This window comes from Pelovirga sp., assembly GCF_059864205.1.
In genome coordinates this window covers 21,627-48,569 of record NZ_JCBCBS010000084.1, presented here as the reverse complement: position 1 = coordinate 48,569, position 26,943 = coordinate 21,627, and the positions used below count along the sequence as shown (strand labels likewise).

Genomic DNA, 26,943 nt, shown 5'->3' with positions numbered 1-26,943 from the left:
GAGTTTTTTATGTCCCCAGAAATGCTTACTATTTTAATGTTCGGCTCCTTGATTGTCGCCATCACCCTGGGACACCCTTTAGCGGTGACCCTGGCGGCGGTAGCGACAGTATTCGGTCTGATTGAGTTCAACTGGAACCTGCCCATCCTGATCGATCTGTTCGTCAACAATATCTGGGGGCTGTTTCTCAATTACACCCTGGTGGCTATTCCGCTGTTTATCTTCATGGCGCAGATTCTCGACCGATCGAAAGTCTCGGAGGGGCTGTTCGATGCTCTCTACGTGGCCCTGGGTGGATTGCGCGGCGGCCTCGGCATGGCGGTTATTATTGTTTCAACCGTATTTGCCGCCACCACCGGTATCATCGGCGCGTCGGTTGTTGCCATGGGGCTGATGGCCGGACCGGCATTGTTGCGGCGCGGCTACAATCGTCAGATGTCTGCCGGGATTATCTGCTCCTCCGGAACCCTGGGGATTCTGATTCCACCCAGCATCATGCTGGTCATCTACGGCAGCTTGACCGGGATGCGTGAAACCTCAGTCGGCAATCTGTTTGCAGCCGCCATTGTTCCCGGACTTTTTCTGTCGGGTCTCTACCTGCTTTACGTCCTGGTACGCTGTTGGATCAATCCCAAGCTCGGACCACCCATCCCCCTTGAGGATCGCACCCACAGCCTGATGCAGAAATTCGTCATGGTGTCGAAAAACTTCGTCCCCCCTTTTGGCCTGATTCTGCTGGTCATGGGCGCCATTCTGGCAGGGGTTGCGACTCCTACTGAAGCAGCAGCCCTGGGTTGTGTCGGCGCCTTGATTCTGGCGGTCGTTTACCGCAAATTCAACTGGGAAGTCATCAAATCCGCATCCCTGTCTACGATCAAAACAACCGCCATGATCATGGCGTTGTTTGTCGGCGGCAAGATGTTCAGCGTCGTCTTTCTCGGTATGGGCGGCGGAGATGTTGTTGCCGATGTCTTGCTCGGCATGGAAGTCAATGAGTACGTCATCCTCGTCATTATGATGGCGGTGGTCTTCTTTCTCGGCATGTTTATCGACTGGGCGGCCATTCTGCTGATTGTGGTGCCGATCTTCACTCCGATTGCCATGGATCTCGGCTTTAATCCGCTGTGGTTTGCCATGTTGATCTGTATCAATCTGCAAACCTCGTTCCTGACGCCACCCTTTGGCTATGCCCTGTTCTACTTCAAAGGGGTTGCACCGCCGGAATACACCATGGGTGATGTCTATAAAGGTATCCTGCCCTTTGTCGCGATTCAGATAATCGGCCTTGTAGTCATGGTCGCCTTCCCAGAGATGATCACCTGGTTGCCTGATCTTTTCTTTGGACGCTAGTTCTTATATGAATTTGTAACTATTCAGCACTGTCCTTGCGCAGGGCCTTTGGATCCTGTGGCAAGGGTGTTTGTCGCCATGGACGGCGACAACAAGCGGTCAGGGATGACCCAATGGGAAACAATCGCGTCCCTTGAGATAGGATCCGAAGATCCGATGCTGAACAGATACATGAATTTTACTCCAAGCTGAAATGGTAAATCATGTTACCAAAAATCAAAAAAATTCTGTACGCCACCGCCATGGGAGCAAGTGCGCCCTATGTCTTTCGTTACGCCCTGATGTCGGCCAAACACTACGACGCCCAGATCGTTGCCGTCGCAGCATTGGAAAAACTATCGCCCTTTGCCAGCAGCCTGGTGGAATTACACATTTCTCAATCACAGTCAAAAGAGATCCACGAAAAAGCACAGGCCCAAGCGAAAGAACGACTGCAAGAACGGATACAAAGGCTCTGCACCGCGGAGTGTGGAACTGATCCACACTCCCCCGAGCGGCTTGACCACATCATTGTTAAAGAGGGGCCAGCCGCTCAGGTTATCCTGTCAGTCGCCAAAGAGCAGAAGGTCGACTTGATCATCATGGGTTCCCATCGGCATTCCGCTCTCCAGGATGCCGTGCTGGGAAGCACTACCAGCAAGGTGCTGCACAGTGCCACGATACCGGTGTTAGTCGTGCGGATCCCGGACGGCTATCACGAAGAAGGTTATTAATCATCAACAAACCGCCTGCAGCCTTTGAAAAACAAGACTGCAGGCGGATAAATCAGAATTTTTTCCCGCCACAACTGATCAAACACACCTTTCACATCCTTACCATTAAAAACAACGTTATATTTGCTTGACACAACAGCAATACGTAGATTATCTTTTGGTATTACCAATTTACCAATTTACCAGAAAGACAACTCGCTCAATGCTGTCATTTATCCTGTTGAATCTGGCAGCAGGGCGCCCTACAGGAATCCACGAGGCTCCCCATGATTGCACAAAGCGCCATGCAACAACTTGAACAGGCTCTTGGAAAAGAAAAACTGGTGAGCGCCAAGGAGGATCTGCTCGTCCTTGGCTACGACTCAACGCCGGGGCTTCATGCCACGCCCGACCTGGTGGTTTATCCGACCAGCACCGAAGATGTTGTCAAGGTCGTTGAAGTAGCCCGCGATTACCGTATTCCGCTAACACCTCGCGGTAGCGCAACCGGGCTCTCCGGCGGCAGCATCCCGATCCATGGCGGCATCGTCATCTGCCTGAACAGGATGAACCGGATCCTGGAGATTGACGAAGAAAACCTCACAGCAACCTGTGAACCGGGCGTCGTCACCCTCGACCTGTTCAACGCGGTTGCTGAAAAGGGGCTATTCTATCCGCCCGATCCCGGCTCTCAGAAAATATCGACCCTGGCGGGCAATGTCATGGAAGACGCCGGCGGTTTACGTGGACTTAAATACGGTGTTACCCGCGATTATGTCATGGCACTGACCTGCGTTCTGCCGGATGGCAGCGTCATTGCAACCGGCGGCAAAAGCGTCAAGGATGTCGCCGGTTACGCCTTCAAGGACCTGCTGGTTGGGTCGGAAGGCACCCTGGGCATCATTACCGAGATCACCGTCAAGCTCATCCCACCACCGCAGACCAAACAGACTTTTCTGGCTTTCTTTGACAATATCCGCACCGCCGGAGAAGCCGTTTCGAAAATCATCGCCGCCAAAATCATCCCCTCGACCATGGAGATCATGGACAAAGCCACCATCAATTGTGTTGAAGATTATGTCGGTATCGGCCTGCCACGGCAGATGGCGGCCCTGCTGTTGATCGAAGTTGATGGCCATCCGGCAGTGGTTGCAGAAGAAGCCGAAGCCTTAAAAACAATTCTGCAGCAAGTGGGAGCAGCTCAAGTGCAGCAGGCCAAAGACGCCCAGGATGCCATGAAGCTGGCAGAGGCCCGCCGTACCGCCCTGTCGGCCCTGGCCAGGGTATCGCCCACCACCCTGCTCGAGGACGCTACCGTCCCCCGCTCGAAACTGGCGGACACCTTTACCCTGATTGAGCAACTGACGGAAAAATATCAGCTCACCGTCGGCACCTTCGGTCATGCCGGCGATGGTAACCTGCATCCGACGGTTCTTTGTGACGAACGCAATGAGGATGAAATGAAGCGCGCCCATGCCTTCTATGATGAACTCTACGAACAGGTGCTGGCCTGGGGTGGTACCGTATCAGGTGAACACGGTATCGGTATCGCCAAGAAGGGGTACCTTGCCAGGCAGATCGGCCCCGGCGGGGTGGCAGTGATGCGCCGCATCAAGTCCGCCTTTGATCCCCAGGGAATCATGAATCCCGGCAAGATTTTCGTCAGTGAACAGGAGTAAATCATGAGCAATCAGCAACCGCTGGGCAACTTTACTCACCAGGATGCCCCCGCCTACGAGGACGTCCTGCAATGTATGCGTTGCGGCTTCTGCCTGCCGACCTGTCCGACCTTTGCTTTGACCGGGCGGGAACGTTCCAGCCCGCGTGGCCGGGTGGCTCTGGCTCGAGCCGTTGCTGAAGGCAAGCTCGACTTCAATCAGGCGATGAAGGATGAGGCTTTTTTCTGCCTTGACTGCCGCGCCTGCACCACTGCCTGTCCATCCGGGGTCAAAGCCGGGGAAGTGATGGAAGTCTGCCGGGCCCAGGCCCATCAGCAACTGCCGGCACCAAAATGGCAGGGATCCTTACGCAATCTGGTATTGAAAAAGATGGTGCCGAATCCTGATCTGATGGAAACCTCTATGTTGCCGGCCCGCCTTTACCAGAAACTCGGCATTCAGTGGCTGGTGCGCAACAGTAAAATTCTCAAGCTGGGGCCAACCTGGATCGACAAAGCCGAAGGCATGCTACCGCAGCTGCACCGCCCGTTAAGGCCGCAATTACCTGATCTCAGCCCGGCCAAAGGGGAAAAGCGCGGTACCGTCGCCTTCTTTCTCGGCTGCGTTATGACCCTGCTCTACCCGGAAGTTTCACGCCAGACGGTCAAGGTGCTGAACCATCAGGGGTTTGATGTTATTACCCCCAAAGAGCAGAAGTGCTGCGGCGCCCCGCATCTGACCGAAGGGGATCGGGAAACAACCCGAGAGATTGCCGCCCTCAATCTGGATCTGTTTCTTGACCTGGAGGTCGACGCTATTGTTACTGATTGCGCCGGCTGCGGGGCTGCTCTGAAGGAATACGAGGAAATCCTGGCTGAGCGTGAAGACCATGAGCGCCTCCACCGCTTCCAGCAGAAGATCAAGGATATCAGTGAGTTTTTATGCGAACAGGGGATTCGCACGGAAGGCTTAAAACCGGTCGACAAAAGCGTCACCTATCATGAACCCTGTCACCTGTGCCACGCGCAGGGGATCAGCAAGCAACCACGGGAGCTGATCAAGGCCATTCCCGGCGTTGAATTCAGGGAAATGAAGGAAGCATCCTGGTGCTGTGGTTCAGCGGCAACCTTCAGCCTCAAGTTTACTGAGGAAAGTCAGCAGATTCTCGATCGCAAACTGGAAAACGTCAAAAAAACCGGGGCCGAGATCCTGGTAACCGGTAATCCCGGCTGTCATCTGCAGTTAGCCTGGGGATTACAGCAGGCGCAGATGCCGCAACCGGTGCTTCACATCACCGAATTGCTGGGGCTGGCGACACCGGATTAGCCAAGAGCAGGGGGGTTATAAGGTTGGCCGCCCTTTTCAGGCCCGGTCAGTGCCTGACCAGGCTGTCCCACGGAATCAGGCTCGGATGAGTACACAGCAGGGCAAAGGCTGCGTCAGCAGAGACGGCTTCACCATACAGATAGCCCTGGACTTCATGGCAACCCAGCTGTCGCAAGTGCTCCAGCTGAACTAGGTTTTCGACGCCCTTGGCCGTCAGGTTTAAATTAAGGCCGCGCGCCATCATCGCGATACCATCGACAATTCCTGCCCGTCCCGCATCCTGCGTAATGTCGCGCACAAAGGAGTGATCTATCATCAAGGTATTGACCGGAAAATCACGCAGATAGTTGAGCGAGGAATGGCCGCAACCAAAATCGTCAATGGCAACAGAGACGCCCATGCGGCTTAATGCTCGCAAGACCTTGGCTACCGCGCTGGAACCGTCCAGCATCCCCTGTTCAGTAATATGGACTTCGAACAGCTCCGCTTCGAGCCCCGCCCCCTTGATGGTAGCGGTAAATTTATCAGCGTAGTCCTCCTGCTGCAGTTGCACCACGGACAGATTCAGTGACACCCTGATCCGCGGCAATCCCTGCCGCCGCCAGCGCAACATCTCCTCACAGACCTGTTGCAGCACCCAGTCTCCAATCGGGATAATCTGCCGAGTTTTCTCGGCAACATGGATAAAATCCCCCGGGCAGAGCAAACCACGGAGCGGATGCTGCCAACGCAGCAGTGCTTCCATGCCGACGATATGACTGCTGACCGGATCCACCTTGGGTTGGAAAAATACCTGCAGCTGGTTGCATTCCAAAGCACTTCTTAATTCTTTTTCAATGTTCACGCCGCCCAGAAATTTTCCCATCTGGGGCTCGTACACACAATAGCCATCCTTGCCTGCACCCTTGGCATGATACATGGCGATATCGGCACTGTGGAGCAATGCGTCTATCGTCTCGCCCCCCTCGGGATAAAGGGCAATTCCCATGCTGGCGCTTAAACGTATGTCGTGACCATCAACAGTCCAGGGCATGCGCACCGCCGCGAGGATTTTTTCTGCCACAACGGTCGCATCTTCCAGCGATGTCATGTTGACCAGAAGCAGTGAAAATTCATCTCCACCAAAGCGACTGACCGTATCTTCAGCACGTATACACTTAAGAATACTTCCTGCCACCTGTTGCAAAATCCGGTCACCGACTGTATGGCCATAGGTGTCATTAATTTCTTTGAAAGAATCCAGGTCGATAAAAATCACCGCAATTCTGGTTTTGCTGCGAGTCGCATGGGCCAGGGCCTGGGTCATGCGATCAGCAAACAGGAGGCGGTTAGGCAACCGGGTCAACAGGTCATGATAAGCCTGATAGCTGATCTGTTCTTCTGAACGCTTTCGTTCGGTGATATCCCTGGCACTGCCCAGGGTTCCGACAAATTCCTTTTGACCGGCATTGTTCTGTGCGTATACACCCATGGCATTGAGTTCCACCAGGAGTTCCCCGCCACCTTTCGCCCGCGGGCTGTTCCGATTCACCTGCAGACGAATTTCGGTACTGCGGGCCGCCCGTTCTCCGGTACGCTGTTCACTGAAAAAGCGGTGCGCAATGTCAGCATTATTAGGGTGGATCAGGCAGGAAAAATGCCGTCCGAGGATCTCGTGGCGTTTATAACCCAACAATCCCTCGACCATATCATTGGCAAAAGTGAACACCCCGCCGGCATCAAGCATATAGATGAAGTCCGGAGAATTATTGACAATAAAACGGTGCATCCGATCCGATTCCTCCAGGGCCAATTCGGTACGGCGCAACTTTAGTCGGTATTGCTGGCGTTCAAGGCCACGGTTGACGCTCAGCAGAAGATCTTCCGGACGGTACGGCTTGCGGATAAAATCATAGGCACCCAGCCGCAAGGCTTCTTTAATGGAAACAACGGAGTTATCTGAAATCAATACAATAATTTCAACATCGAGGCAGGAATGTCGAACAGATTCGATCAGGTGGCAACTATCCCGGCCGGAAATCTGCAAATCAAGCACCAGCAGAGCATAGCGCCCCTGTGCGAGTTTTTTCACTGCTTCATCACAAGAGGTTGACAGGTCGGTACGATGCCCGTTGATACGCAACAGCGCCTGGAGACTGTAAAGCAAAGGCAACTGCTCTCCGACAATCAGAATTCCTGCTGACGGATTTTCCAGTTTAGTGGCATATTTCTGCTGCATGTTCACCCCTTATTTATCAGTAAACAGGCTGAAATCATCCACGACCGGCAGCTGCAGATAAAAACTGGTGCCCTGTTCCGGACCACTGTGGCAGCTGATCCGCCCCCCGAGATCTTCCACCATCCCCTTGACGATACTTAAACCCGATCCGGCATGTCCACCCCCCTTGGTACTCACAACCGGACGGAACAACCGATCCCTGATGGCAGGCGGTATTCCGGGCCCATTATCTGCGATATGAATCTCCACATAGCGCCCTCGGTCAGAACAAAAACCCTCACGGGTCGCCAGGGTGATATACCCACCCTTATCGAGGGCCTCTGCTGCATTTTTGATCAAATTGACCAGGATCTGCCGGATCAGAATTGCCATACTCGACAACCGCGGGAGATTCTGCTGGAATTGGTGGATCACCTCAATATTGCGCGGTGTCAATTCGGCATCCCGCAAGGTATCTACTGTCTCCTGCACCAGTTGGTTGATATCAATCTCCTGGTCAGGAAATTCATACGTATCCTGCTGATTGAGATAATAATGGACAATTTCGTCGACCCGTTGTGACTCTTTTGTGATAGCTTCAGCCAGTTCCCGGCCGGCTCTACCTTGCAAATTATGCTTCAGTACTTCGGCGTAATTGCCGATAATTGTCAAAGGGCTGCTGATTTCGTGATTGACCCGACGCAGCAGCAGAGCACCATCAGCAATTCGATTAAGTTCCCCCATCGACACTTGTGCCAGGGCTGCGCTGACAATGGGATGCAAAATTGTTACTGCCGGGCTTTGCAGTCCGGCGGCCTCATCTTCGCTATCGAAGCCAAAGGTCACCACCGCCAGCGGGTGATTATTGGCACTCAGGGGATAACAAACGAAGCCCTTTCCACCACACAGACGCATGAGCAGGTGGTCGGTCACTGTCAACGCCTGATCCGTTGCAAAGCTGCTGACAGCGCCCCCTCCGGCTAGAGCGCGGGCCGCCAGACTCGCTTCACTGACCAACGGCAGCTTCAGCTCGCGCGACAGGCGGGAGCCGTCTTTTGCGGAAATACCGATCAGTTCCTGACGCCGCTGATCAAGCAGAAAAAAATGCACCTTTCGCACCTGACTGTTTTCCAGATAAAGACTTCTGGCAATCTCGGCAATTTCTTCCGGCGTTGTCCCGGCTGTCAGCCGGGCACGGGCTGCCTCCTGGCTGGCAACCAGAAAAATCTGCCTGGTTAAACGCCGACAGGCTTTATTGAAGGCCTCCACGGATGAGGCATCCTCATCCTTGACCTTGGCAGCCGGAGCCGACAGACTGGTTACCCAGTCGAACAGATAGGCTGTTTCTGACGGACGCAGATTAAAAAATAACTCGCCAAGGTGCCCGGCTTCAGGATTTAACTCGCTGCCGCTGCCGGCAAAAAGCTGGGCCAGTCTGGCGATCCGAAAGAGCGGATTGGCTGTTTGCAGTTGACCACTATCCACCGTCAGATAACGGATCGCGTCAGCCAGGAAGGAATCAAGCCCCCAGCTTTCAATCTTGTCCGCCGCCAGCCGGAGATGGTCGGTCAGAAAATATTGCTGCTCCAGTGCCGCCTGTTTTTCGCAACTCCAGGGAACCGGCGTCTTATCCAGGAAGAGATCGCCGTGCTGATTTAACAGCTGATAAAGACCAAGATTCTGCAAGAGTCCACAGAGCTGCGCTTCTTCGATGTAGGGGTAGTTAACCGAGGGAGCCATACAACGGGCGGCCTGACCGGCAAAACGTGACGTGCGCCACAGTTTCTGTAAATAGGCGATTTCAGCTACCGACAGTGTGTGCTCCAGCACCTGCCGGGCTGACTGAAGCACCAGACTGACAATCATCGGGTATCCCAACGAAGACACCGCAGCAGTGACCGGTTCAGTGGCATCGAGCTTATTGTTTCCCTTCGCTGCAACATCAATCAAATGAGCAGCAAAAGGGGCATCCTGCAATATGATTTCAACAACAGCCTGGGAGCCGGCACCTTGTAAACAGGCGGAGAGCAGGTCGGCAAGGACATCGGGCATGGAAAGCAAAGACGAACCTTGCACGCCGTACAGCTTGACCGGTGGCTCCGGCAACGGTTCCTTTGTGCTGATTGAAATGAGCCCCATATATAGATCCCTGGCACATTAGCCGAACATTTGATGGCGTCGCAAAAACTCACCAACTGTTGCGCCGGTCAGAAAAGCGTCGCCATCGTCTCACTGCTGCGACGCAGGTTAGTACGCCTCATTGTTCAACCATGGCGGCCTTGCATGTGGCGCTTTTTGCTTAGCCATCTAACCTGATATTGTTTTTGAGTAACTATTCAGCACTATCCTTGCGCAGGGCCTTTGGATCCTGGGGCAAGGGTGTTTGTCGCCATGGACGGCGACAACAAGCGGTCAGGGATGACCCAACGGGAAACAATCGCATCCCTTGACATAGGATTTCCAACCCGGTGCTGAACAGATAGGTTTTTGAAAACATCAGTATTGATGCACTCGCAAAAAGTCATAGGATGGCTAAGCAAAAATTTCGTCCTACAAGGCCTGGTGGTTTTTCAGGGGCGAAGGCATACATAGAGTATGTCAAGGTCCTGAAAAAACGCCGTAACGCCGTAGGGCGGACTTTTTGCGACGCCATCAGTATTTACTCGATCATTATTCATCAGTTATTGAAGATTAGCAAGAACAAAAAAAAGGAATACTCTTAACATTCAGCTATTTAGGCACAGAGACACGGGGATAAAGTCTCATAATAAAAACCTCATAACTTTATCTGTCTCTCATCTGTGCTTGGCAAGGTGTCGAAACCAAAGCTTATTTTATATTTTTTTCATGTAAAACTAATTTTAATTAACTAATATAATGAAGCAATCAATACCAGTGGTGTTACTTTGCTGCCGGTAATATTTTTTTGTAACTATTTACCACTATCCTTGCGCAGGGCCTTTGGCCCCTGTGGCAAGGGTGTTTGTCGCCATGGACGGCGACAACAAGCGGTCAGGGATGACCCAACGGGAAACAATCGCGTCCCTTGACATAGGAGCCGAAGATCCGGTGCTGAACAGTTACATTTTTTTGACAGGCGCCAGCAATCCCATTACCCTGCACGTAAGTAACAATCAACTCCCTCGGGGAACTCAATGAACACATCAGTGCAAATACAGATAGATCAGATCATCAGCAGCCTTGATGAATTCGGCAAAGAGAATCTGGTCGAGATTTTACGCCGCATCAGTCAGGGAGTGCAGCTACTGTCCGGCGGCGGGCAGTGCCGCATCTATCTTGAAGACCTGACCATGGGCTCCTTAAGCTGTGTCGCCGCCGAGAGTGATGATCTGCATGGGATCAACGCAGCCACTTTCCCGATCAATGACAGTTTTTTCCCGATTCCCCAGGCATATCAGCAAAAACGGGAAATGTCTGTCGCCAGCCTGACACGCCACGCAAAGGCCGCAGCAACAGCAGAGGAAGAACCCTATCAGCAGTCCTATTGCCTGCTACCGATCCTGCATCTTGGCCGTGCGATCGGTGTAGTCAGCCTTGATCGCAGCGGCACTCCACAACCTCCGCCGGAGTCGCTGTTGCGCCAACTACGCAAACTGCTGAGTGATGCAGCACCAAGCCTGAACCGCGCGCGCAAGTATCACCAGCAACTGCTCCTTGCGCGGCGCGTGGACGAAGCCAAAAAACGAGAAGCGGCACTGTTTATGGTAAAATCGGCAGCACAGCTGATCGACCGGGTGGCACTGGCCTCGGTACTTATCCCGATTGCATCGGGCATTGACGGTGAACGCACCATGGAAATCCTCGCCTCCTACTCCAAGGAGCGCGAAGCGCGGCGTCTTTATGAAGAGGAAAAACTGATCAACCTGGCTCCGGGAGAATCCCTTATTTCGCGTTTTATCGATCGCGCCGGAGTCATTGTCGACGATAGCCTGCTGGCACCGCTATATATCGAAGATCTGGCTGCTGAAACGCTGCAGAAGCGCTACCTGACCGAAAACCTGGGTCTGAAATCTCTCTACATTGTTCCGCGCTACGACAAACACAACCGCCGGGTTGTCTGTCTGGTCAACTACTACACCAAGGATCGCTACCAGTTCAGCTCTTTTGAGCGTGATCTGCTTGATGCCCACGCCGAAATGGCACAGCGGGTGGTACAGGAAATTGGCGATGAGCACCTGGAGATTCAGATCCTCTCGGAAATCGGCGATCTGCTGCAACAGTCGAGCGATGGCCTGCGGCCCTTTCTACATCGGGTGCTTTCCAAGGCGACCCAATTGATTGGTGCTGACACCGGTAGCCTCGCCCTGGTGCGCGAATTTCAAGGGGAACGCCGGCTATTGGTGGAAGACGAACAGGGGAATCTGATCGGTGCAAAAAACAAGGAATGGTTGAAAAAATACATTCCTCCCATTCGCATCGGCGGCAAGGAACTCCCCCCCGAACAGCGCAGCCTGACCGGCCTCGCCGCTGCCTTGCGTCTCCCGCAGATTCTTGATGATTGTCATGAAGGCAGTGATGAAGAAAAGTTCTACCGCCCGGTTACCGAGGCTATTCGCAGTGAAATCGCGGTACCGGTGGTTTATAATGACGAGGTTCTGGCGGTTATCTGTCTTGACAGTTTGCGCCCTCACTACTTCACCGACGAACATCAGCGCATCCTGCAGATTATTGCGCGCATGATCGGTCACCATCTGTCGATCCTGCAAAAAATCGATCAACTCACCAGCGAAATAGACCGTCTGCGTCAGGATGTCGGCTACAAAGACCCGAAAATCACCTCTTATCGCCTTGGTAACATCATTGGTAATTCCAGCAAAACCCAGGAGATCATCACCACCATCCAGCGCATCAGCCCCCCCCTGTGCGAGCGCATCGTCCAGTGGCACAAGCAGGGAGTGCCCGATCAAGGCGAATTTCTCGGCCTGCCCTCTATCCTGATCACCGGCGAAACCGGTGCCGGCAAGGAGTTTCTGTTCAACAACTTCTACACCGAACTCAACCGCATCTTTCGTCAGTTGCTGCCCACCCGCAGCAGTCTCCCCTTGAAGAAGACAAATATCGCCGCTTACAGTGGTGAACTCACCTACTCGGAGTTGTTTGGTCACAAACGTGGGGCTTTTACCGGCGCCCATAATGACCGGCGCGGTATCCTTGAGGAAGCCCATGGCGGAGTGGTTTTTCTTGATGAGATCGGTGACGCTGACCCAAAAACCCAGGTCCAGCTGTTGCGTTTTCTTGACAGTGGCGAATTTATCCGTCTCGGCGAAAATATCACCCGCCACTCGCAGGTGCTGCTGGTCGCCGGTACCAATCGTGACCTGCGCCAGCTGATTGCCAATGGCGTTTTCCGTGAAGACCTCTATCACCGCCTCTCCGAGTTGATTATCGAGGTTCCCTCACTCAACCAACGCCGCGAAGACATCCCCGACCTGGCCATCCACCTGCTTGGTCGCCTGTATCAGGCCTATCACAAACAGGACGATAAAAGCGCCCAACCGGTGCTCAGCCAGAAGGCCAAGAACCTGCTGAGTCGCCACCACTATAGCGGCAACATCCGTGAGCTGCGCAGTATCCTGTTGCGCGGCATGCTGTTGCGCCGCGGAGAGGTTATCGACGCTGAAGAAATCAGCAACGCCCTGCAACCCCAGGCCTTCAGTCGCGCCGACAGTGCGGATCAGAGCAAGGCGTTGACCGAACAGCTGGCGGAAGAAACCCTGCAGAAAATACTACGGCGTGAAGGGGACTTCTGGGCGGTCCTCTATGAACCCTATGCACGACAGGAGATCACGCGCGAACTGGTCATGAGGGTGGTAGAAAAGGCACGGAGTGAGGGGGGTACCAACATGCCAAAACTGGCGCGGGTGCTTCAGGCCTGCGACCCTTCAGCAGCGGATGAAAGCGAAAAGAAACGTTTCTACCGCTTTAAAAATTTTTTTTACAAAACCGTCAAACTGCGCTGGTAAACCGCAAACAACCGGCATGGAGCAGGCGCTCAACCTGGCGGCGATCCTTCTCGGCCCAAGGTCCAACTACGGCCAGATTCATGGTCGTTGGAGTCAGAAGCTGTTGCACCACCTGCTGCAAATACTCCGGGCTCATGCTCAACAATTCCTCGCGATCCTGCTCCAGGGTGCGCAGATAGCCGGCCTGCAGCCCCCAGCCGTAACGTACCGTCAGCGACTCACTCTGATCGCGGGAAAAGTCGAGGTCAAACAGATAGGTTTTAACTGCCGCCGCAAGCTCGGTACTGCTGAGGGGCTCATCGCGCAGGCGCTGCAATATGTCCAGCACCTCTGCGACGGCCGCAGACAGGTTGTCAGGAGCAACCGCCGTATCGATGGCCAGATAACCGGTATCGTCCAGCAACAAACAACTGACATCCACCGAATAGGTCAATCCCAACTCTTCGCGCAGGCGCAACGGCAGACGCGCACCCGCTCCCCACCCGAGAATCCGGCGCAGCAGACGGATCCCCATGGTGCGCTCATCACCACGTCCGGGCAGACGAAAAGCCAGCTGAAAACTGACCTGGGAATCGGAATCCTGCACCCAGTGACTGCGTGGCACCCACTGCTGCGAGTCCTTTACCGGGAGCACGCCAAGAAGTGGGCGCTCCTGCCAATCGCCAAATTCACGTTCAGCAGCCAGCCGCAACACCGCAGGGTCGACCGCACCACAAGCACAGATTACCAGGTTGGCCGGGTGATACCAATCGCGATAATAGGCTTCGAGCTGCTGCCGGCCGATGGCATTCAAGGTTTCAGGAGAACCGATCAACGATGCCCCCAGTGGATGCCCGGGCCACAACAGTTCCACCATCAGATTATCGAGGTTGACCTGCTCGCCGCGTTCGTTAAAATCTTCCCGCGCTTCCTCAAGAATAATCTTCCGCTCGGTGTCAATCTCTTTAAAACAGGGGCGCCGTAGCATGGAGGCAAACAGGGCAACGCCGCGATCAAGGTAATCAGGATGAACCCGTGAGTGAAAACAGGTGGTTTCAACATCGGTTGAGGCATTCACTGCCCCGCCAATTTCCTCAAAGGCACGTTCCAACTCGGTACTGTTGGCAAATTCGGCCGTTCCGCGAAACAGCATGTGTTCAAGAAAATGGGAAATCCCCGCATGGGTCAACAGCTCACAGCGCCCGCCGACGGCCAGATAACAAACCAGCTCCACCGCGTGCTGATGGGGCATGGGGACCGTGACCAGACGGATGCCATTAGCGAGACGGTCGACAAGATATTCTTCCATAGAGGTTCTTTTCATGCCGAAGTTGATCGGCGGTTTTGCAAAAAGAACAACGGGCCACCGTTCGACGATAGCCCGTTGACAAATTATTCTTTAGCGGGGCTTGCTACCTTGCCAGCAATCGTGCCGCTTCTTTCGCATGGTAGGTGATAATCAGGTCGGCACCGGCGCGTTTCATCCCCAGCAGGGTTTCCATCATCACCCCATCGCCGTCAATCCAGCCCTTTGCGGCGGCTGCTTTGACCATGCTGTATTCACCGGACACGTTGTAAGCGACCAGGGGCAGATCAAAGTTGTTTTTCAGTTCGCGCAGCATATCCAGATAGGCCAGGGCCGGCTTGACCATAAGAAAGTCCGCCGCCTCAGCAATGTCCTGGGCAGCTTCACGTAGGGCTTCCAGACGATTGGCGGGATCCATCTGGTAGCTGCGTCGGTCACCAAAGCCTGGGGTGCTTTCCGCCGCTTCGCGAAACGGCCCGTAGTAGCTGCTGGCATATTTGACCGCGTAGCTCATGATCGGGATATGATCGTAGCCGTGGTCATCGAGGATCATCCTGATTGCTGCGATGCGCCCATCCATCATGTCAGAGGGAGCAACGATGTCGGCACCGGCCTCGGCGTGGGACAGCGCCTCCTTGGCCAGCAACTCCAGGGTGGCGTCATTATCAACATCGCCGTCCTTGATCACCCCACAGTGGCCGTGATCGGTATATTCGCACAGGCAGACATCGGTAATCACCAGCAGTCCCGGCACTTCAGCCTTGATGGCACGGATGGTATTCTGAATAATACCGGTATCGTTGTAGGCATCGCTGCCAACGGCATCCTTGGTTTCCGGTATGCCGAAGAGGATGACCGCCGGAATCCCCAGATCACGAACTTCTTTGGCTTCAGCAACAATATGCTCGATGGACTGCTGATAGATTCCCGGCATCGAACTGATCTCTTTTTTGATGTTGCTGCCAAAGGCACTAAACATGGGGTAGATCAGATCATCAACACGCAGGTGGGTTTCACGTACCATGCGCCGTAACGTGGCGTTGCGGCGCAGACGACGAGGACGATAATCAGGGAAATTCATAGGTCACTCCTGTAGATGTCGTAAAAGTCAAACTTTAACATTCCCATTCAGCCCCATCCGTACAACCGGATCGGGGATCCTGTGACAAGGGTGTCTGTCGCCATGGACGGCGACAGTCAAGCGGTCAGGGATGACGGAAAGCGTCCCTTGGCATAGCATCCCCGATCCGGTTGTAACCAATATACGTCCTAACGATAATAATTCACCATCCCCTGCAACAACGCCGTCATCGTCCAGGTCTCGGGTTCCAGATCAACCTCAAAACCCGCTTCACGAATGGTTTTCGATGTTTGTGGGCCGATGGAAAAAAAAGCCGTTGTGCCTTTGAGCCGCGCCAGATCTGCGCCGAGCATCTGCTGCAGATGGCGGAAGGTTGATGATGAGCTGAAGCAGATGGCGTCAAGACCACCTTCTTCAAGCAGGGTACGAATTTTCTCGGCATTCTCCTGAGGGATGACCGTCTCGTAGGCGACCGGATCAATCACCGTCGCCCCGGCCGCGCGCAACTCTCTGGCCAGCAGCGGGCGTGCCGCAGCAGCGCGCGGATAAAATATCCTCTTCCCCGCGACGCCGCGCGCCAGCAGCTCCGCCAGAATCCCTTCAGCACGATGATCGGCCGCCATCAGGGTCGGCCGCAGTTTGTATTGCTCCAGGGCTTCAGCGGTTTTTGGTCCGACAACAACCAGCTCCAACCGGCGCAGCAGGCCGAAATACTGATTATTTTCAAGCATACGCGCAAACAGTGCCTGCACCGCATTGACCGAGGTTAAAATGACGATCTGGTACGTGTCCAGATCAATCACCGCCACATCCAGGTCCTTGTAGCTGGCGGGTGGCACAATCTCGATCGTCGGGATGCAGATCGCTTCACCGCCCAGAGCATTGACCTGAGCAACAAAGGGTGCGGCCTGCGCCGCCGGTCGCGTTACCAGAAAACACCGGCCGCTCAAGGGTGGTTGGAGCGGTTGGATCATGTCAGTGATCCGCTTCCGGGAAAGTACGACAGCCATACACTTCGTTAAGGATCGCCGCAGCTCCATCTTCCAGCAGCTCTTTTGCCAGCGCTACACCAGCAGCATGGGCCTGGTCCGTGGTTACGCTGGTGGAACGTTTGAGCAGGGTCTTCCCTTCCACATCGGCCACCAGGGCGGTCAACATGAGTTGCCCATTCTTCACCTCGCCAAAAGCGGCAATCGGCACCTGACAGCCACCTTCGAGGGTCGCCAGCACCGCACGTTCAGCGCTGACGGCACAAGCGGTTTCAGCATGGTTGAAAAAATCGATCAGCGCGTTGGTGCGCTCATCATCAAGCCGGCTTTCAAGCCCCAGGGCGCCCTGGCCGATGGCCGGCAAGCAGATATCGGGCTCAAGATAACAACCGATCTGCTCGGCAAAACCGAGACGCTTCATGCCGGCGGCGGCCAGCACAACCGCATCAAGATTTTCGTCAACAAGTTTACGAATGCGTGTTTCGACATTGCCACGCACGTCGATCATCTGCAGATCGGGGCGCAGGTGCAGCAATTGTGCCTTACGCCGTAATGAGGAGGTACCAATGCGCCCATGCTGCGGGATATCTTCAAGCGAGAGCCGCCCGGCGGGTAACACCAGAATGTCACGCGGATCCTCACGTGCAGTGATACACCGCAACCCGGTTCCTGGTGGAAACACGGTGGGAACATCCTTCATGGAATGCACGGCGATATCGATCTCGTTACGCAGCATCGCCTCCTGGATTTCTTTAACGAACAATCCTTTGCCGCCAACCTGGGCAAGGGGAACATCGAGAATTTTGTCACCTTGCGTCTTGATCTTGGTCAGGGTCACTTCCATATCCGGATAGCGTTGCTCAAGTTCGGCCTTGACCCAATTAGCCTGCCACAAAGCCAGGGCGCTGGCGCGGGTACCGATGCGTAGTGTGCGGTTGGACATGATGTCTCCTTCTCTAAAGGACTAATCTTCAGGCAATTCTGCCATGTCGTCAGACGGGGGTTGAATGGAAAGGTCAAATAACATCTGCACCGCGTCAAGATAACGTAGCTTGTCATCGTCGCAGTTGAGTTGCTTGAGCAGGCGGGTTGGATGATGAAGAATTTTGTTGACGATAGCACTGGTCATGGCGTCAAGCATCTTGCGCTCATGGTCGTCAAGATTACCGAGACTGGACAGGGTGCGCTGCAACTCTTTTTGGCGCACCCCTTCGAGTTGTTTACGCAAGGCGACAATGGTGGGCCTGATGGTCAGATTAGCCAGCCATTCGTGGAAGCGAAGGACCTCCTGATCAATAATCTCCTCGGCCTTGATCGCTTCCTTTTCACGCTCCTTGAGGTTCGCCTGGACCACCCCCTGCAGATCGTCAACATCATAAAGATAGACGCTGTCAATCTTGCCGACGGCCGGGTCGATGTCACGCGGCACGGCAATATCAATCAGGAACATCGGCTCATAGCGGCGCAGTTTACAGGCAGCCTTAATGTCCGCAGCATGGATGACATAATCGGGGGATCCCGTTGATGACAAGAGGATATCAACCCGATGAAGCTGTTCACGGAAGTTGGCAAAATTGACGGCGACCCCGCCAAAGCTCTCAGCCAGAGTTTCAGCGCGGCTGTAGGTACGATTGGTCACCAGCACCTTTGATACGCCGTAACGCACAAAATGTTTGGCGGCCAGTTCACACATCTCACCGGCACCAACCAACATGACCGTCTTGTTTTCAAGGGATTCAAAAATTTTGCGCGCCAATTCCACCGCAGCATAGGACACGGACACAGCGCTGCTGGCAATGGCAGTTTCGGTACGCACGCGCTTGGCCGCCGAAAATGCCTTGTGCATGAAACGATTAAGCACCAGGCCGGCGCTCTTGCAGTCACAGGCATGACCATAAGCGGTTTTTATCTGACCTAAAATCTGCGGTTCACCAACCACCATGGAGTCGAGACTGGCGGTTACCCGAAAAACATGGCGCACTGCGTCCTGACAGGCGTAGGAATAGAGATGTGGATTGAGCACCGCTGGCGTTAAGCCATGACTCTCGGCCATAAAGCGCTGGAGTTCGACACAGACCTGCTCCGGGCGCATGGTCGCGGCATAGAGCTCCACCCGGTTACACGTCGAAACAATCATTGCTTCCGACACGTACGGCAGAGCAAGAAGCTGAGCGAGCCGGTCTTCGAGGGCATCCGCTTCAAACGCCACCTTCTCGCGAATCTCGACTGGAGCTGTTTTATGACTGAGTCCGACGACAACAATATTCATAATAACAATCCAAGGCAATCTGTCATGGCATGCTAAAGACTTCAAAGGTGTGATAGCCATTAAACAGCAAACTCACCCCAAGGAAAGTAAAGAGCAGAAACATAAAGGCAACAATCGAGAAAAACGCAGCGCGCCGTCCGCGCCAACCAACCGTCAAGCGGCCGTGCAGCAAACCGGCATACAAAAACCAGGTGATCAGCGCCCAGGTTTCTTTCGGATCCCAACTCCAGTACCCCCCCCAGGCCAGATTGGCCCAGACGGCACCGGTAATAATTCCCAGGGTCATAAACGGAAAACCGACACTCAGACAAGTGTAGTTGACCTGATCCAGCACATTGATAGACGGCAACATGCGGTATAAACGATTAAACCGCTTACTTTTAAGCATCCGATCCTGGATCAGATACATTACCCCGGCACCAAAGGAAAGGGCGAAGGCGGCATTCCCCAAAAAAGCAAAGCTGATATGTAACGGGAACAGCCAACTACGCAACACCGGATTGAGGGGAACTACCACATCAGGGCTCAGGGCGCTGAAAATCATCAGACACAGGGCAGACGGGGCGGCGAAGGCGCCCATAACCGACAGACGGAAACGCAGGTCCAGCAACAAAAACAACAACACCAGACACCAGGCAAAAAATGACAGGGATTCGTGCAGGCTGGTCACCGGCGTGCCGGAAACCATGGAATGACGCACAGCAAAAACGGCAGCATGAGCAACAACCCCTACCAGCAACACCCAGCGCCCCAGGCGACCGGCATTCTCGCGTTTGCCGATCATAGCTGTCAGGTAGAGCAAACTGGCCACCAGATAGAGTGTTGTCGTTAAGGCAAAAAGCAGAGTCACTGGTTCCATGGTTTCCCTTTCTGCACAGACAATGACAATCGACAAAAGGACATTGAGGTAGCAAAGCCGGGCAAACAATTCAACATTGAAATAGCTCCGCTTCCACCAGTCCGCACAGCACATGACCAGCAAACTGCATCAATTCTATCTGCCGCGCAAGCAAGCCTGTTGCCAGATCCAGACACCATTCGAGTTCATCACAATAGAGTGGATCCTTCGTGCCGGCACCAGAGAATAAAGCAATACTCTGATCATTCTCCAGCATTTCATCACGCAAGCGTTCCAGGGATGAATTCGCGGAACCGTTGTTGAAGAGCAACAGCAGCTGCTTGTCGCCGTTCAGTGCGCGATAATGACGCAGAAACAACTGCTCGTAGTTACCGGCGGAAGCCATTGCCGCCGCCAGGGCACTATCACTTCCCAGGCAGATAGCCGGCAACGCCGGCCGGTCAAAATCGAGGCGGTAGGTAAAGACCGTAGTCACCAGCTGGGCTACCGGATGGAGGACACCAACACCGACCGTCAACAGCTGCCCACCATCGGTAAAAAGGTTCGCCATCCGCCTTGCCAGGCGCTCAATCTCCATCTGCTGGGTGTCACAAAAGCGCTGGATGAGCTCCCGGTGCAGACCAGCGGATTGTACCATATGAGAATTCATAAAACCTCTGCCAGTAAAGATATGACCGGCACAACGGGTCAACCCGGCATCATAGGCAGGCACCTGATGAGTGTCAAGCCTCACATCAGTTCCTCAGTTCCTTTTACATCTTTGATTTTTTAACGGAGTTACTATATATTTACTTTTGAATGAATTGACCACCCCTTTTTTGAGCATTCGAATCAAGAATAAGGAGAAACTGATGGCAAGCGATAAGATTCTCGAAATAACCGACGACCAGTTCGATACCACCGTACTGAAATCAGACAGCCCGATTCTTGTCGATTTCTGGGCAAGCTGGTGCGCCCCCTGCAAAGCGATTGCCCCGGTGCTGGATCAACTGGCAGATGAATATGACGGCAAAGTCACGATCGGCAAGGTCAACGTCGACGACAATCCGGCAACACCCGGCCAGTATGGTGTCCGCGGCATCCCGACAATGATCCTCTTTCATCAGGGCAAGGTCGTCGACCAACTGGTTGGCGCCGTTCCCAAAAATCAAATTGAAAGTCTGATCAAAAAAGCCCTGTAATTGATCCTCTCTGCGGCTAGTCTACAAAAAAGCTCCTGCCTTGATGGCGGGAGCTTTTTTGCTGCAGTGATGAGCCATATTGCCAAAAACCATTAAAATCAGAGCGACACCCCAAAGCGTCGCACCCGACTGGCATTTAAGCGGCTCTCGCTGCCGATCTGCTGCAAGGCGGCGGTAGCCTTTTCAGCAATCAGACGCTGCTGATCACTGATCCCGCCTAAACGACCGTAACTCAGACACAGGTCAATATGGCGCGATAAATCATCGCCACATAATCCCTTGAACAAGATGATAAAATCGCTTACCGACGCCTGGGCGAGCTGATATTCCTCATCGCTGTGATCCCCTTCTTCATGCAGACGCTCGCAAATCTGTCGCAAGGTCAGTTCTTCGCGCAGCGCATGATGAATTTGGCGGAACTTTTCAATCACCTCGCTATCGCGAATTTCTTCCGCCTCGACAGCGGGCTCAACGGCAAAAAGGCTTTTTTCACCTTTGCGCTTTTCTATGTATAGATCGATGATCCGCGTGGCTAACTTGTCTTTACCCAGATAGCGCAACAAACACACGCTACTATCAAGGTTGACAGGGCTGATGTGGCGGGCGTTGTCGCGAAAACTCTCCGACAGGCAATTAATGACATCAGCGGCGTTATCATCAAACGAGTTGTAAAACTTGCGCCAGGCCTCCTGGAACGACTTTTCCGAGCGCGCTGCACGTATCTGCTCGTCATAGTCTTCAGCCACCTCACCCATGCGCTCTTCATCGAGGTAGCCATTTTCTACCAGACGACCAATCTGACGGCCAAAGTCATCCAGGCAGAAATTGTCGTAGCCGCGCAGAATGGCACACCACTGCTGCTGCTGGGTCGTCAGCTTTTCCTCGCTGTCAAGATTACCAAAGGAGGCGATACGATTCATGACAAAGGCGTACTCAGGGGCCTCCGCCGAGCGGCTGTAATAGCACCAGGCGAGCAGAGTGAGAGTCCGAATCGCTCGTTCTAATACCTGCGGGTCATAGTTTTTGAGTAGCGGTACCAGCAAGGCAGCCAGAGCTTCGGTTTTTTTGATGATACGGATATTGTTGATCTGCAGCTGGATGGCCGCCGCGCCGAGAATCTTTCCCAGAGTATCGTTACGTAACGAAATGGCGACACAATCCCTGGCGCTCGGAGCAAAACGCAGCTCACTGTCGATCACCTTCTCACGCAGGCGGTTGTAGTCAATGTGGGAATCGCCGCCAAGGCTTTCGTCATTGAGAATCAGCACCACTTTGCATTTTTTCTGCTCTTTCAGGATGGTTATCAAGCCAAGAATATCCTGGGCCTCTACTCCTTTACCTTTACGTTCAAAATCGTCAAGGCAGATCAGGGTTTTTTCCAGGGACAGAAAAGCCAGGGACTCAAACGGGGCATCGCTAAATTCTGCCGCCTTTTCAACCGAAAAAAAGGCAAATTGTTTTTTGCCGGTGGTCCGCAGCAAGCGGTTCATATTGGTACGAAAGCTCTCCACCGAAGGACGGCGGCCGATGTACTGACGCGACATCATATTTTCAAAGATGCTGTTTTTAAGTTCCTGCAGGGAATTGATACCGAAAAGCGAAACGTACGAATAGTCGTTCAACGCGATGCGTCGTCGATTCTTGGCAGCATGCAGGTAGGCATTCCAGGCGTAGGTTTTACCCACTCCCCATCCCCCTTTAATGGCAAGAACCTCCGGTGCTTCGTTGGCAAGAAAACGACCGATCTGTTGCTCAATAATTGCAATGGACATGGGGCAGTTCCTTTACTGATCGACCGCAGAATAACTATCCCGCCGCAAGTAGCGGGATAGTGGAATTCAGAAGACAGAATCCAGCTGCTTTTGGGTAAAAGAGGAAGGGTCAGCCTAAGGCCCGATGCAACTGTTCTCTGAACCTTCCCGCCCCACCATTGGCCGGATGGCGCACCTTGATTGCCGTAATATTTAGCTGGGACAACTGTAAGGCAGATTTTTCGCCAACTGCGATAACTCGGCGGAACTGCCCGAGCTCCAGCAGTTGCAACAAAACCCGGTGGCCCTCCTTAAGTTCCGGCGGATCCGGGGTACGGTTGCTGAGCAACCCTCTATCAGAACGGTATGGGTGCCAGGGAAAAGCGTTCCATAAAACCACCCGATAGGGATCAATCCCCTGCTGTACAAAAAATCCCCAGACAATGGTTGCGGTTGGCTCGGTAAATCCGTGAGGCCGTACCGCCAGCGAACTGGTGCGCCGCGGCAGCAGGCCCTTGAAGACCATCTCGGGCTTCAGCCCTTTATGAACCAGACCCCCAAGCAACAAGCGTTCCGATGTCATCGGGATACCGCTGAAATGTCCTCCCTGATAACCGATGGCTTCAGCACACAACAACGTATCTGCACGGCCGATACGTTCCTGCAGATAGCAGGTCAGTTGTTCGCAGCGGATCAACGCCCCCTGATCGTCAGCATCGTGATATTGATCCCTCTGCCCCCAGGGGTTAAATACCCCGGCGGCACGATAGGCGCGCAGGCCGGCAAAAAAATCAGTAAGCATGATCATCCTGCCTGAATCAGAATATAAGGCTGGACAATTAACATCAAAAAGGGCTTCTCCAGGGATCTTTCCCACTCTTCCAGCTCGGTGGCGGTCGGCTTGGTCAACTGGCCGGCGGCTATCCACGCCTCCACCTGTGCCCTATCATCAACAGCGACAGCAGTGGCTACCGTTACCAGATCAAGCGCGCCGGCGACGGTCACCAGCGCATCACGACGCAGATGGATGCGCAACTCACGCCAGCTGACCCGGGCAAGATCGCGTTCAAACCCCTCTTTGACAGTCGTCATGTTCGTTGTGCTCCGCAGATCGCCAATAGATTTGTGAATTTGTAACTATTCAGCTGCATTTCTGGGCGCAGGGTCATCATCTCGATTCTGCGGCGCAACAACATCAGCAGCACGGTTAACCTTGAACAGGTTGCCATCTTCTCTACACTCTGCGACACTACTGCCTGACCAACTGCTTGACCACCCGTTCGGCCACCCGATTGGCGGCATTGACGCAATCATTCAGCCCCACCCCGTAAAAAGCATTTCCGGTCAGCAACAATCCCGGTGTTGTTGCCAGGGCATCATCGAGGGCCTGCAATCTGGCGCCATGGCCGCGGGTGTATTGAGGAATGGCACGCGAATGACGAAACACCCGGGCAAAGTCGGGCGCATCGGTAATTCCCATAATCTGGCGCAAATCGGCCCTGGTCCGCGCGATCACCTCTTCATCGGCAAGATCAATCGCTGCGACATTGGTCGCTCCCCCCATCATTGAACGCAACAGCACTTTGCCTTCCGGAGCCCGATTGGGAAAGATGCTCGAATCCCAGAGGGTGCCTAATGTATTGCAGCCTTCCGCACGGGGGATCAGATAGCCAAAACCATCCAGATTGCGCGCGATCCGTTCACGTTCATAGCCAAAACAGATCACATTCATGGGCGCGTAGGGAATCTCACGCAGCAGCTTTGCCGCTTGCGGATTCAGCCCATCGATCATCGTCGCTACGGCATAGGAAGGAGAGGCAGTGACTACCAGATCAGCGTCCAGCTGACGTCCATCGGCCAGATGCACACTATAGCCACCAGAAATTGCAGCGATGCGGACCACTTCCTGACCGCTGATCAGCTCCCCCTGGAGAGCAGCTGCAGCGGCCGTCGTCAACTCCTGAATGCCGTCAACAAAGGAGGTCAGAATCCCGCCGGGCCCAGCAGCACTGGCAACCGCTTTGCCGGCCTTGACGTCGGCACGTTTTTTTCGTGCCAGACGCACCATTGCCTTGAGCAGCCCGCCGTATTCCTGTTCCAACTCATAAATCCGAGGAAAACAACTTTTCAAACTCATGGTTTCCGGATCACCGGCAAAAATACCGGACACCATAGGTGAAATCAGTTTATCCAGAGCTTCCCTGCCCAACCGCCGGCGACCGAACTCGGCGAGGGTTTCATCACTGGGGTCAGTCCGCCTGGGAACCAGCAATTCACCAGCCAGCCGCAGTTTTCCCGGCCAGGAAATCAACTTGGAAGACAGAAAGGATGGGCCATTCTCGGGCAGGCGGTGCAGCACCTTATCAGCATAGATATAACGTTTGCGGGCGTTGTCATCGGAACGCAGCAAACGTTCATCAATCTGCAGCCGCTGACAAAAGTCAAGGGTCATGGGTTTGTTGTCGAGAAAGCCGTTGGGCCCCCATTCACACAGATAGCCTTCTTCCTTGATCGACCAGATTTTGCCGCCGACGCGTTCCTGTTTTTCAATGATCAGGGTGGCCAGATCAAGCCCGGCCTGGCGGGCATGGTCTTCAATAGCACTGGCTGCCGCCAATCCGGAAATTCCTGCACCTATGATTGCGATTCGAGTCATGACAGCCCCTCTAAAAGTTCGGATTAATGAAATTTTTTCGGTATCCTAGCGGTTCACACCGGGCAGGTCAAGCAACCTGCGACACAACACCTGCAAGGCGCTTGACCTGCTGAAAAACTGCTCCTACTATGGAGCATTGCCAACCTGGATGAAAGAGGAGTTCAGCACCATGGCTAAAGATTATTACTCTGTACTCGGCGTCGAACGCAGCGCCGATGCCGCCACGCTAAAAAAAGCCTATCGTAAACTCGCGCAGAAGTATCATCCTGACAAAAACCCCGGCGACAAGGACGCTGAGGATCAGTTCAAACAGCTGACAGAGGCATATGCGGTGCTCTCAGACCCGGAAAAAAAACGCCAGTACGATCAATTCGGTGCTGCCGGTTTTCACCAGCGTTTCTCCCAGGAAGATATCTTCCGCAATGTCAACATGGGGGACATCTTCGGCAACTTTGGTGGCGACGATCTGTTCAGCCAACTCTTTGGTGGACGCACGCAGACCCGCCGACCACCCCCACGCGGTCAGGATTACTCCATGCAGCTCAGCATCCCTTTTCGTCTGGCGGTTCAAGGCGGCGAACGACGGATCGATTACCGCAGTGACGGCAAAGTGGAACAGATCAAGGTCAAGATTCCTCCCGGCATCGAGCAAGGAGCAAAGCTCCGGGTTGCCGGCAAGGGCGGCATCAACCCGGCTGGGGGAACGGCTGGTGACCTGTATCTACATATAGACATCGAACCCGATCCGGTTTTCAGCCGCGAAGGAAGCGATCTGCTGGTCAGGGCGGAAATCCCCTTCAGTGGCATCTGCCTCGGTACGACGATCGAAGTGCCGACGCTGGTCACCCCGAAGCGCGTTAAGGTCCCAGCCGGCATGCAACCTGGCCAGAAGATCCGGTTACGCGGCTTTGGTGTCGCCGCTTCCGGCAAACGGGAAGCCGGCGATCTTTACGCCATCATCGAAGTCGCTGTTCCTAAAAGCCTCAGCACGGAACAGAAAGATCTGTTGAAAAAATTGAAGGAAGTCGGACTGTAAAAAACTGTAAAAGAGGATTTTCCGTTACCAGCGACGCCATTCACCGACACTGTCACCGGCGAGCGCCTGACTTTCAGGCTATTTTTCTTGCCTTACAATCAGTTCACAGGCTATAGTACCGCGGCTCAAGTCAATCTTCAGAGCCAACAGAACACAAGCGTCACACATTACCAAGGTGGCTCACTCGATAATGACAAAACTTCTGCGTTCCCTGTTACCAGCCCTGTTGCTCCTGCTGCTGTTTGGTCTACAATCAGCCATGGGGTGCTCCTCTGCGCTGGGAACGGAACACTCCACAACGAAAATCCAGGTCAACGCCTGCCACTTTCAAATCGACCTCACTGTCGCTGCCCCCTGCTGCGACAGTGCTGCCTGCCATCGCAACTCATCGCCGCTACGCCACTTCGGCAGCCCGGAATACGCCAATCAGATCAAAGATCTGCTTCCACTGATCCTTGAATCACGCCAGCAAGTTCCGCAACCCAAAGCTGCACCTGATCTACAGGAGCATGCTGCCCCCTCCCTCATTGCACGGCAAGAACCCATCAGTTCGTTTGCCCCACGCCATGCTTTAGCGTTTTTACGCACAACTGTCCTGCTGCATTGAGATTATCCCGGCACGCACCACG

The 26,943-nt window shown here is 54.0% G+C and carries 22 protein-coding genes; 8 read left to right on the top strand and 14 right to left on the bottom strand.

Annotated elements, in window-relative coordinates:
- Positions 1-9: 9 nt before the first annotated feature.
- Positions 10-1,350, top strand: a complete 1,341-nt coding sequence (locus AC6F7T_RS05685) for a TRAP transporter large permease subunit (protein ID WP_500717034.1) — start codon at positions 10-12, stop codon at positions 1,348-1,350.
- 23 nt (positions 1,351-1,373) lie between these two features.
- Here AC6F7T_RS05685 and AC6F7T_RS05680 read toward each other — a convergent pair whose 3' ends face one another.
- Positions 1,374-1,523: a hypothetical protein gene (locus AC6F7T_RS05680; protein WP_500717033.1), complete on the bottom strand. Its 150-nt coding sequence runs from the start codon at positions 1,521-1,523 to the stop codon at positions 1,374-1,376.
- A 30-nt stretch (positions 1,524-1,553) separates the two neighbouring features.
- Here AC6F7T_RS05680 and AC6F7T_RS05675 point away from each other — a divergent pair, with 30 nt between their 5' ends.
- The 3 genes from AC6F7T_RS05675 to AC6F7T_RS05665 all read left to right on the top strand — a co-directional run bounded on the left by AC6F7T_RS05675 (position 1,554) and on the right by AC6F7T_RS05665 (position 5,026).
- Positions 1,554-2,063: a universal stress protein gene (locus AC6F7T_RS05675; protein ID WP_500717032.1), complete on the top strand. Its 510-nt coding sequence runs from the start codon at positions 1,554-1,556 to the stop codon at positions 2,061-2,063.
- A gap of 266 nt (positions 2,064-2,329) precedes the next feature.
- On the top strand, positions 2,330-3,721 hold the full coding sequence (locus AC6F7T_RS05670; protein WP_500717031.1) for an FAD-linked oxidase C-terminal domain-containing protein: 1,392 nt from the start codon (positions 2,330-2,332) through the stop codon (positions 3,719-3,721).
- A gap of 3 nt (positions 3,722-3,724) precedes the next feature.
- Entirely contained in the window at positions 3,725-5,026 is a 1,302-nt protein-coding gene (locus AC6F7T_RS05665; RefSeq protein ID WP_500717030.1) for a heterodisulfide reductase-related iron-sulfur binding cluster, read from the top strand.
- Between the two features lie 46 nt (positions 5,027-5,072).
- On the opposite strand, the gene AC6F7T_RS05660 is transcribed toward AC6F7T_RS05665, so the two are convergent.
- Complete coding sequence (locus AC6F7T_RS05660) at positions 5,073-7,244, bottom strand: EAL domain-containing protein (RefSeq protein WP_500717029.1); 2,172 nt, start codon at positions 7,242-7,244, stop codon at positions 5,073-5,075.
- A gap of 9 nt (positions 7,245-7,253) precedes the next feature.
- The gene (locus AC6F7T_RS05655) at positions 7,254-9,362 is read right to left on the bottom strand and encodes an ATP-binding protein (RefSeq protein ID WP_500717028.1); all 2,109 of its coding nucleotides are present in this window, start codon (positions 9,360-9,362) and stop codon (positions 7,254-7,256) included.
- A 1,028-nt stretch (positions 9,363-10,390) separates the two neighbouring features.
- Here AC6F7T_RS05655 and AC6F7T_RS05650 point away from each other — a divergent pair.
- A complete protein-coding gene (locus AC6F7T_RS05650; protein WP_500717027.1) occupies positions 10,391-13,207 on the top strand; it encodes a GPMC system transcriptional regulator in 2,817 nt (938 codons plus the stop codon).
- Here the strand turns inward: AC6F7T_RS05650 and AC6F7T_RS05645 are convergent.
- From AC6F7T_RS05645 to AC6F7T_RS05615, 7 genes are all read right to left on the bottom strand, one after another.
- On the bottom strand, positions 13,191-14,495 hold the full coding sequence (locus AC6F7T_RS05645; protein ID WP_500717026.1) for an insulinase family protein: 1,305 nt from the start codon (positions 14,493-14,495) through the stop codon (positions 13,191-13,193). The genes AC6F7T_RS05650 and AC6F7T_RS05645 overlap by 17 nt on opposite strands.
- Positions 14,496-14,598: 103 nt before the next feature.
- The gene (gene hemB / locus AC6F7T_RS05640; RefSeq protein WP_500717025.1) at positions 14,599-15,573 is read right to left on the bottom strand and encodes a porphobilinogen synthase; all 975 of its coding nucleotides are present in this window, start codon (positions 15,571-15,573) and stop codon (positions 14,599-14,601) included.
- A gap of 188 nt (positions 15,574-15,761) precedes the next feature.
- On the bottom strand, positions 15,762-16,547 hold the full coding sequence (locus tag AC6F7T_RS05635; RefSeq protein ID WP_500717024.1) for a uroporphyrinogen-III synthase: 786 nt from the start codon (positions 16,545-16,547) through the stop codon (positions 15,762-15,764).
- 1 nt (position 16,548) lies between these two features.
- Complete coding sequence (hemC, locus tag AC6F7T_RS05630; RefSeq protein ID WP_500717023.1) at positions 16,549-17,505, bottom strand: hydroxymethylbilane synthase; 957 nt, start codon at positions 17,503-17,505, stop codon at positions 16,549-16,551.
- A gap of 21 nt (positions 17,506-17,526) precedes the next feature.
- Positions 17,527-18,831 carry a glutamyl-tRNA reductase gene (hemA, locus tag AC6F7T_RS05625; protein ID WP_500717022.1) on the bottom strand — a complete coding sequence of 435 codons (1,305 nt, stop codon included), beginning with the start codon at positions 18,829-18,831 and terminating at the stop codon, positions 17,527-17,529.
- Positions 18,832-18,853: 22 nt separating this feature from the next.
- Positions 18,854-19,690, bottom strand: coding sequence for a c-type cytochrome biogenesis protein CcsB (ccsB, locus tag AC6F7T_RS05620; RefSeq protein WP_500717021.1), 837 nt, complete (start codon positions 19,688-19,690; stop codon positions 18,854-18,856).
- A gap of 70 nt (positions 19,691-19,760) precedes the next feature.
- On the bottom strand, positions 19,761-20,423 hold the full coding sequence (locus AC6F7T_RS05615; RefSeq protein WP_500717020.1) for an SIS domain-containing protein: 663 nt from the start codon (positions 20,421-20,423) through the stop codon (positions 19,761-19,763).
- A gap of 118 nt (positions 20,424-20,541) precedes the next feature.
- Between AC6F7T_RS05615 and trxA the strand changes: the two genes are divergently transcribed.
- Positions 20,542-20,871 carry a thioredoxin TrxA gene (trxA, locus tag AC6F7T_RS05610; protein ID WP_500717019.1) on the top strand — a complete coding sequence of 110 codons (330 nt, stop codon included), beginning with the start codon at positions 20,542-20,544 and terminating at the stop codon, positions 20,869-20,871.
- Positions 20,872-20,969: 98 nt separating this feature from the next.
- On the opposite strand, the gene AC6F7T_RS05605 is transcribed toward trxA, so the two are convergent.
- The 4 genes from AC6F7T_RS05605 to hemG form a co-directional block, all read right to left on the bottom strand.
- Positions 20,970-22,643 carry a P-loop NTPase fold protein gene (locus AC6F7T_RS05605; RefSeq protein WP_500717018.1) on the bottom strand — a complete coding sequence of 558 codons (1,674 nt, stop codon included), beginning with the start codon at positions 22,641-22,643 and terminating at the stop codon, positions 20,970-20,972.
- Between the two features lie 109 nt (positions 22,644-22,752).
- On the bottom strand, positions 22,753-23,424 hold the full coding sequence (locus AC6F7T_RS05600; RefSeq protein ID WP_500717017.1) for a uracil-DNA glycosylase: 672 nt from the start codon (positions 23,422-23,424) through the stop codon (positions 22,753-22,755).
- Between the two features lie 2 nt (positions 23,425-23,426).
- Positions 23,427-23,714: a DUF2288 family protein gene (locus tag AC6F7T_RS05595; protein ID WP_500717016.1), complete on the bottom strand. Its 288-nt coding sequence runs from the start codon at positions 23,712-23,714 to the stop codon at positions 23,427-23,429.
- A gap of 157 nt (positions 23,715-23,871) precedes the next feature.
- Entirely contained in the window at positions 23,872-25,278 is a 1,407-nt protein-coding gene (gene hemG, locus AC6F7T_RS05590) for a protoporphyrinogen oxidase (protein ID WP_500717015.1), read from the bottom strand.
- Between the two features lie 169 nt (positions 25,279-25,447).
- Here hemG and AC6F7T_RS05585 point away from each other — a divergent pair, with 169 nt between their 5' ends.
- Both AC6F7T_RS05585 and AC6F7T_RS05580 read left to right on the top strand, forming a co-directional pair.
- On the top strand, positions 25,448-26,314 hold the full coding sequence (locus AC6F7T_RS05585) for a DnaJ C-terminal domain-containing protein (protein WP_500717014.1): 867 nt from the start codon (positions 25,448-25,450) through the stop codon (positions 26,312-26,314).
- Positions 26,315-26,504: 190 nt separating this feature from the next.
- A complete protein-coding gene (locus tag AC6F7T_RS05580) occupies positions 26,505-26,921 on the top strand; it encodes a hypothetical protein (RefSeq protein WP_500717013.1) in 417 nt (138 codons plus the stop codon).
- Positions 26,922-26,943: the final 22 nt, after the last annotated feature.

Coding starts and splice junctions, on each gene's coding strand:
- AC6F7T_RS05685 (WP_500717034.1), top strand. CDS start 10: ATGTCCCCAGAAATGCTTACTATTTTAATGTTCGGCTCCTTGATTGTC.
- AC6F7T_RS05680 (WP_500717033.1), bottom strand. CDS start 1,523: ATGTATCTGTTCAGCATCGGATCTTCGGATCCTATCTCAAGGGACGCG.
- AC6F7T_RS05675 (WP_500717032.1), top strand. CDS start 1,554: ATGTTACCAAAAATCAAAAAAATTCTGTACGCCACCGCCATGGGAGCA.
- AC6F7T_RS05670 (WP_500717031.1), top strand. CDS start 2,330: ATGATTGCACAAAGCGCCATGCAACAACTTGAACAGGCTCTTGGAAAA.
- AC6F7T_RS05665 (WP_500717030.1), top strand. CDS start 3,725: ATGAGCAATCAGCAACCGCTGGGCAACTTTACTCACCAGGATGCCCCC.
- AC6F7T_RS05660 (WP_500717029.1), bottom strand. CDS start 7,244: ATGCAGCAGAAATATGCCACTAAACTGGAAAATCCGTCAGCAGGAATT.
- AC6F7T_RS05655 (WP_500717028.1), bottom strand. CDS start 9,362: ATGGGGCTCATTTCAATCAGCACAAAGGAACCGTTGCCGGAGCCACCG.
- AC6F7T_RS05645 (WP_500717026.1), bottom strand. CDS start 14,495: ATGGAAGAATATCTTGTCGACCGTCTCGCTAATGGCATCCGTCTGGTC.
- hemB (WP_500717025.1), bottom strand. CDS start 15,573: ATGAATTTCCCTGATTATCGTCCTCGTCGTCTGCGCCGCAACGCCACG.
- AC6F7T_RS05635 (WP_500717024.1), bottom strand. CDS start 16,547: ATGATCCAACCGCTCCAACCACCCTTGAGCGGCCGGTGTTTTCTGGTA.
- hemC (WP_500717023.1), bottom strand. CDS start 17,505: ATGTCCAACCGCACACTACGCATCGGTACCCGCGCCAGCGCCCTGGCT.
- hemA (WP_500717022.1), bottom strand. CDS start 18,831: ATGAATATTGTTGTCGTCGGACTCAGTCATAAAACAGCTCCAGTCGAG.
- ccsB (WP_500717021.1), bottom strand. CDS start 19,690: ATGGAACCAGTGACTCTGCTTTTTGCCTTAACGACAACACTCTATCTG.
- trxA (WP_500717019.1), top strand. CDS start 20,542: ATGGCAAGCGATAAGATTCTCGAAATAACCGACGACCAGTTCGATACC.
- AC6F7T_RS05605 (WP_500717018.1), bottom strand. CDS start 22,643: ATGTCCATTGCAATTATTGAGCAACAGATCGGTCGTTTTCTTGCCAAC.
- AC6F7T_RS05600 (WP_500717017.1), bottom strand. CDS start 23,424: ATGCTTACTGATTTTTTTGCCGGCCTGCGCGCCTATCGTGCCGCCGGG.
- AC6F7T_RS05595 (WP_500717016.1), bottom strand. CDS start 23,714: ATGACGACTGTCAAAGAGGGGTTTGAACGCGATCTTGCCCGGGTCAGC.
- hemG (WP_500717015.1), bottom strand. CDS start 25,278: ATGACTCGAATCGCAATCATAGGTGCAGGAATTTCCGGATTGGCGGCA.
- AC6F7T_RS05585 (WP_500717014.1), top strand. CDS start 25,448: ATGGCTAAAGATTATTACTCTGTACTCGGCGTCGAACGCAGCGCCGAT.
- AC6F7T_RS05580 (WP_500717013.1), top strand. CDS start 26,505: ATGACAAAACTTCTGCGTTCCCTGTTACCAGCCCTGTTGCTCCTGCTG.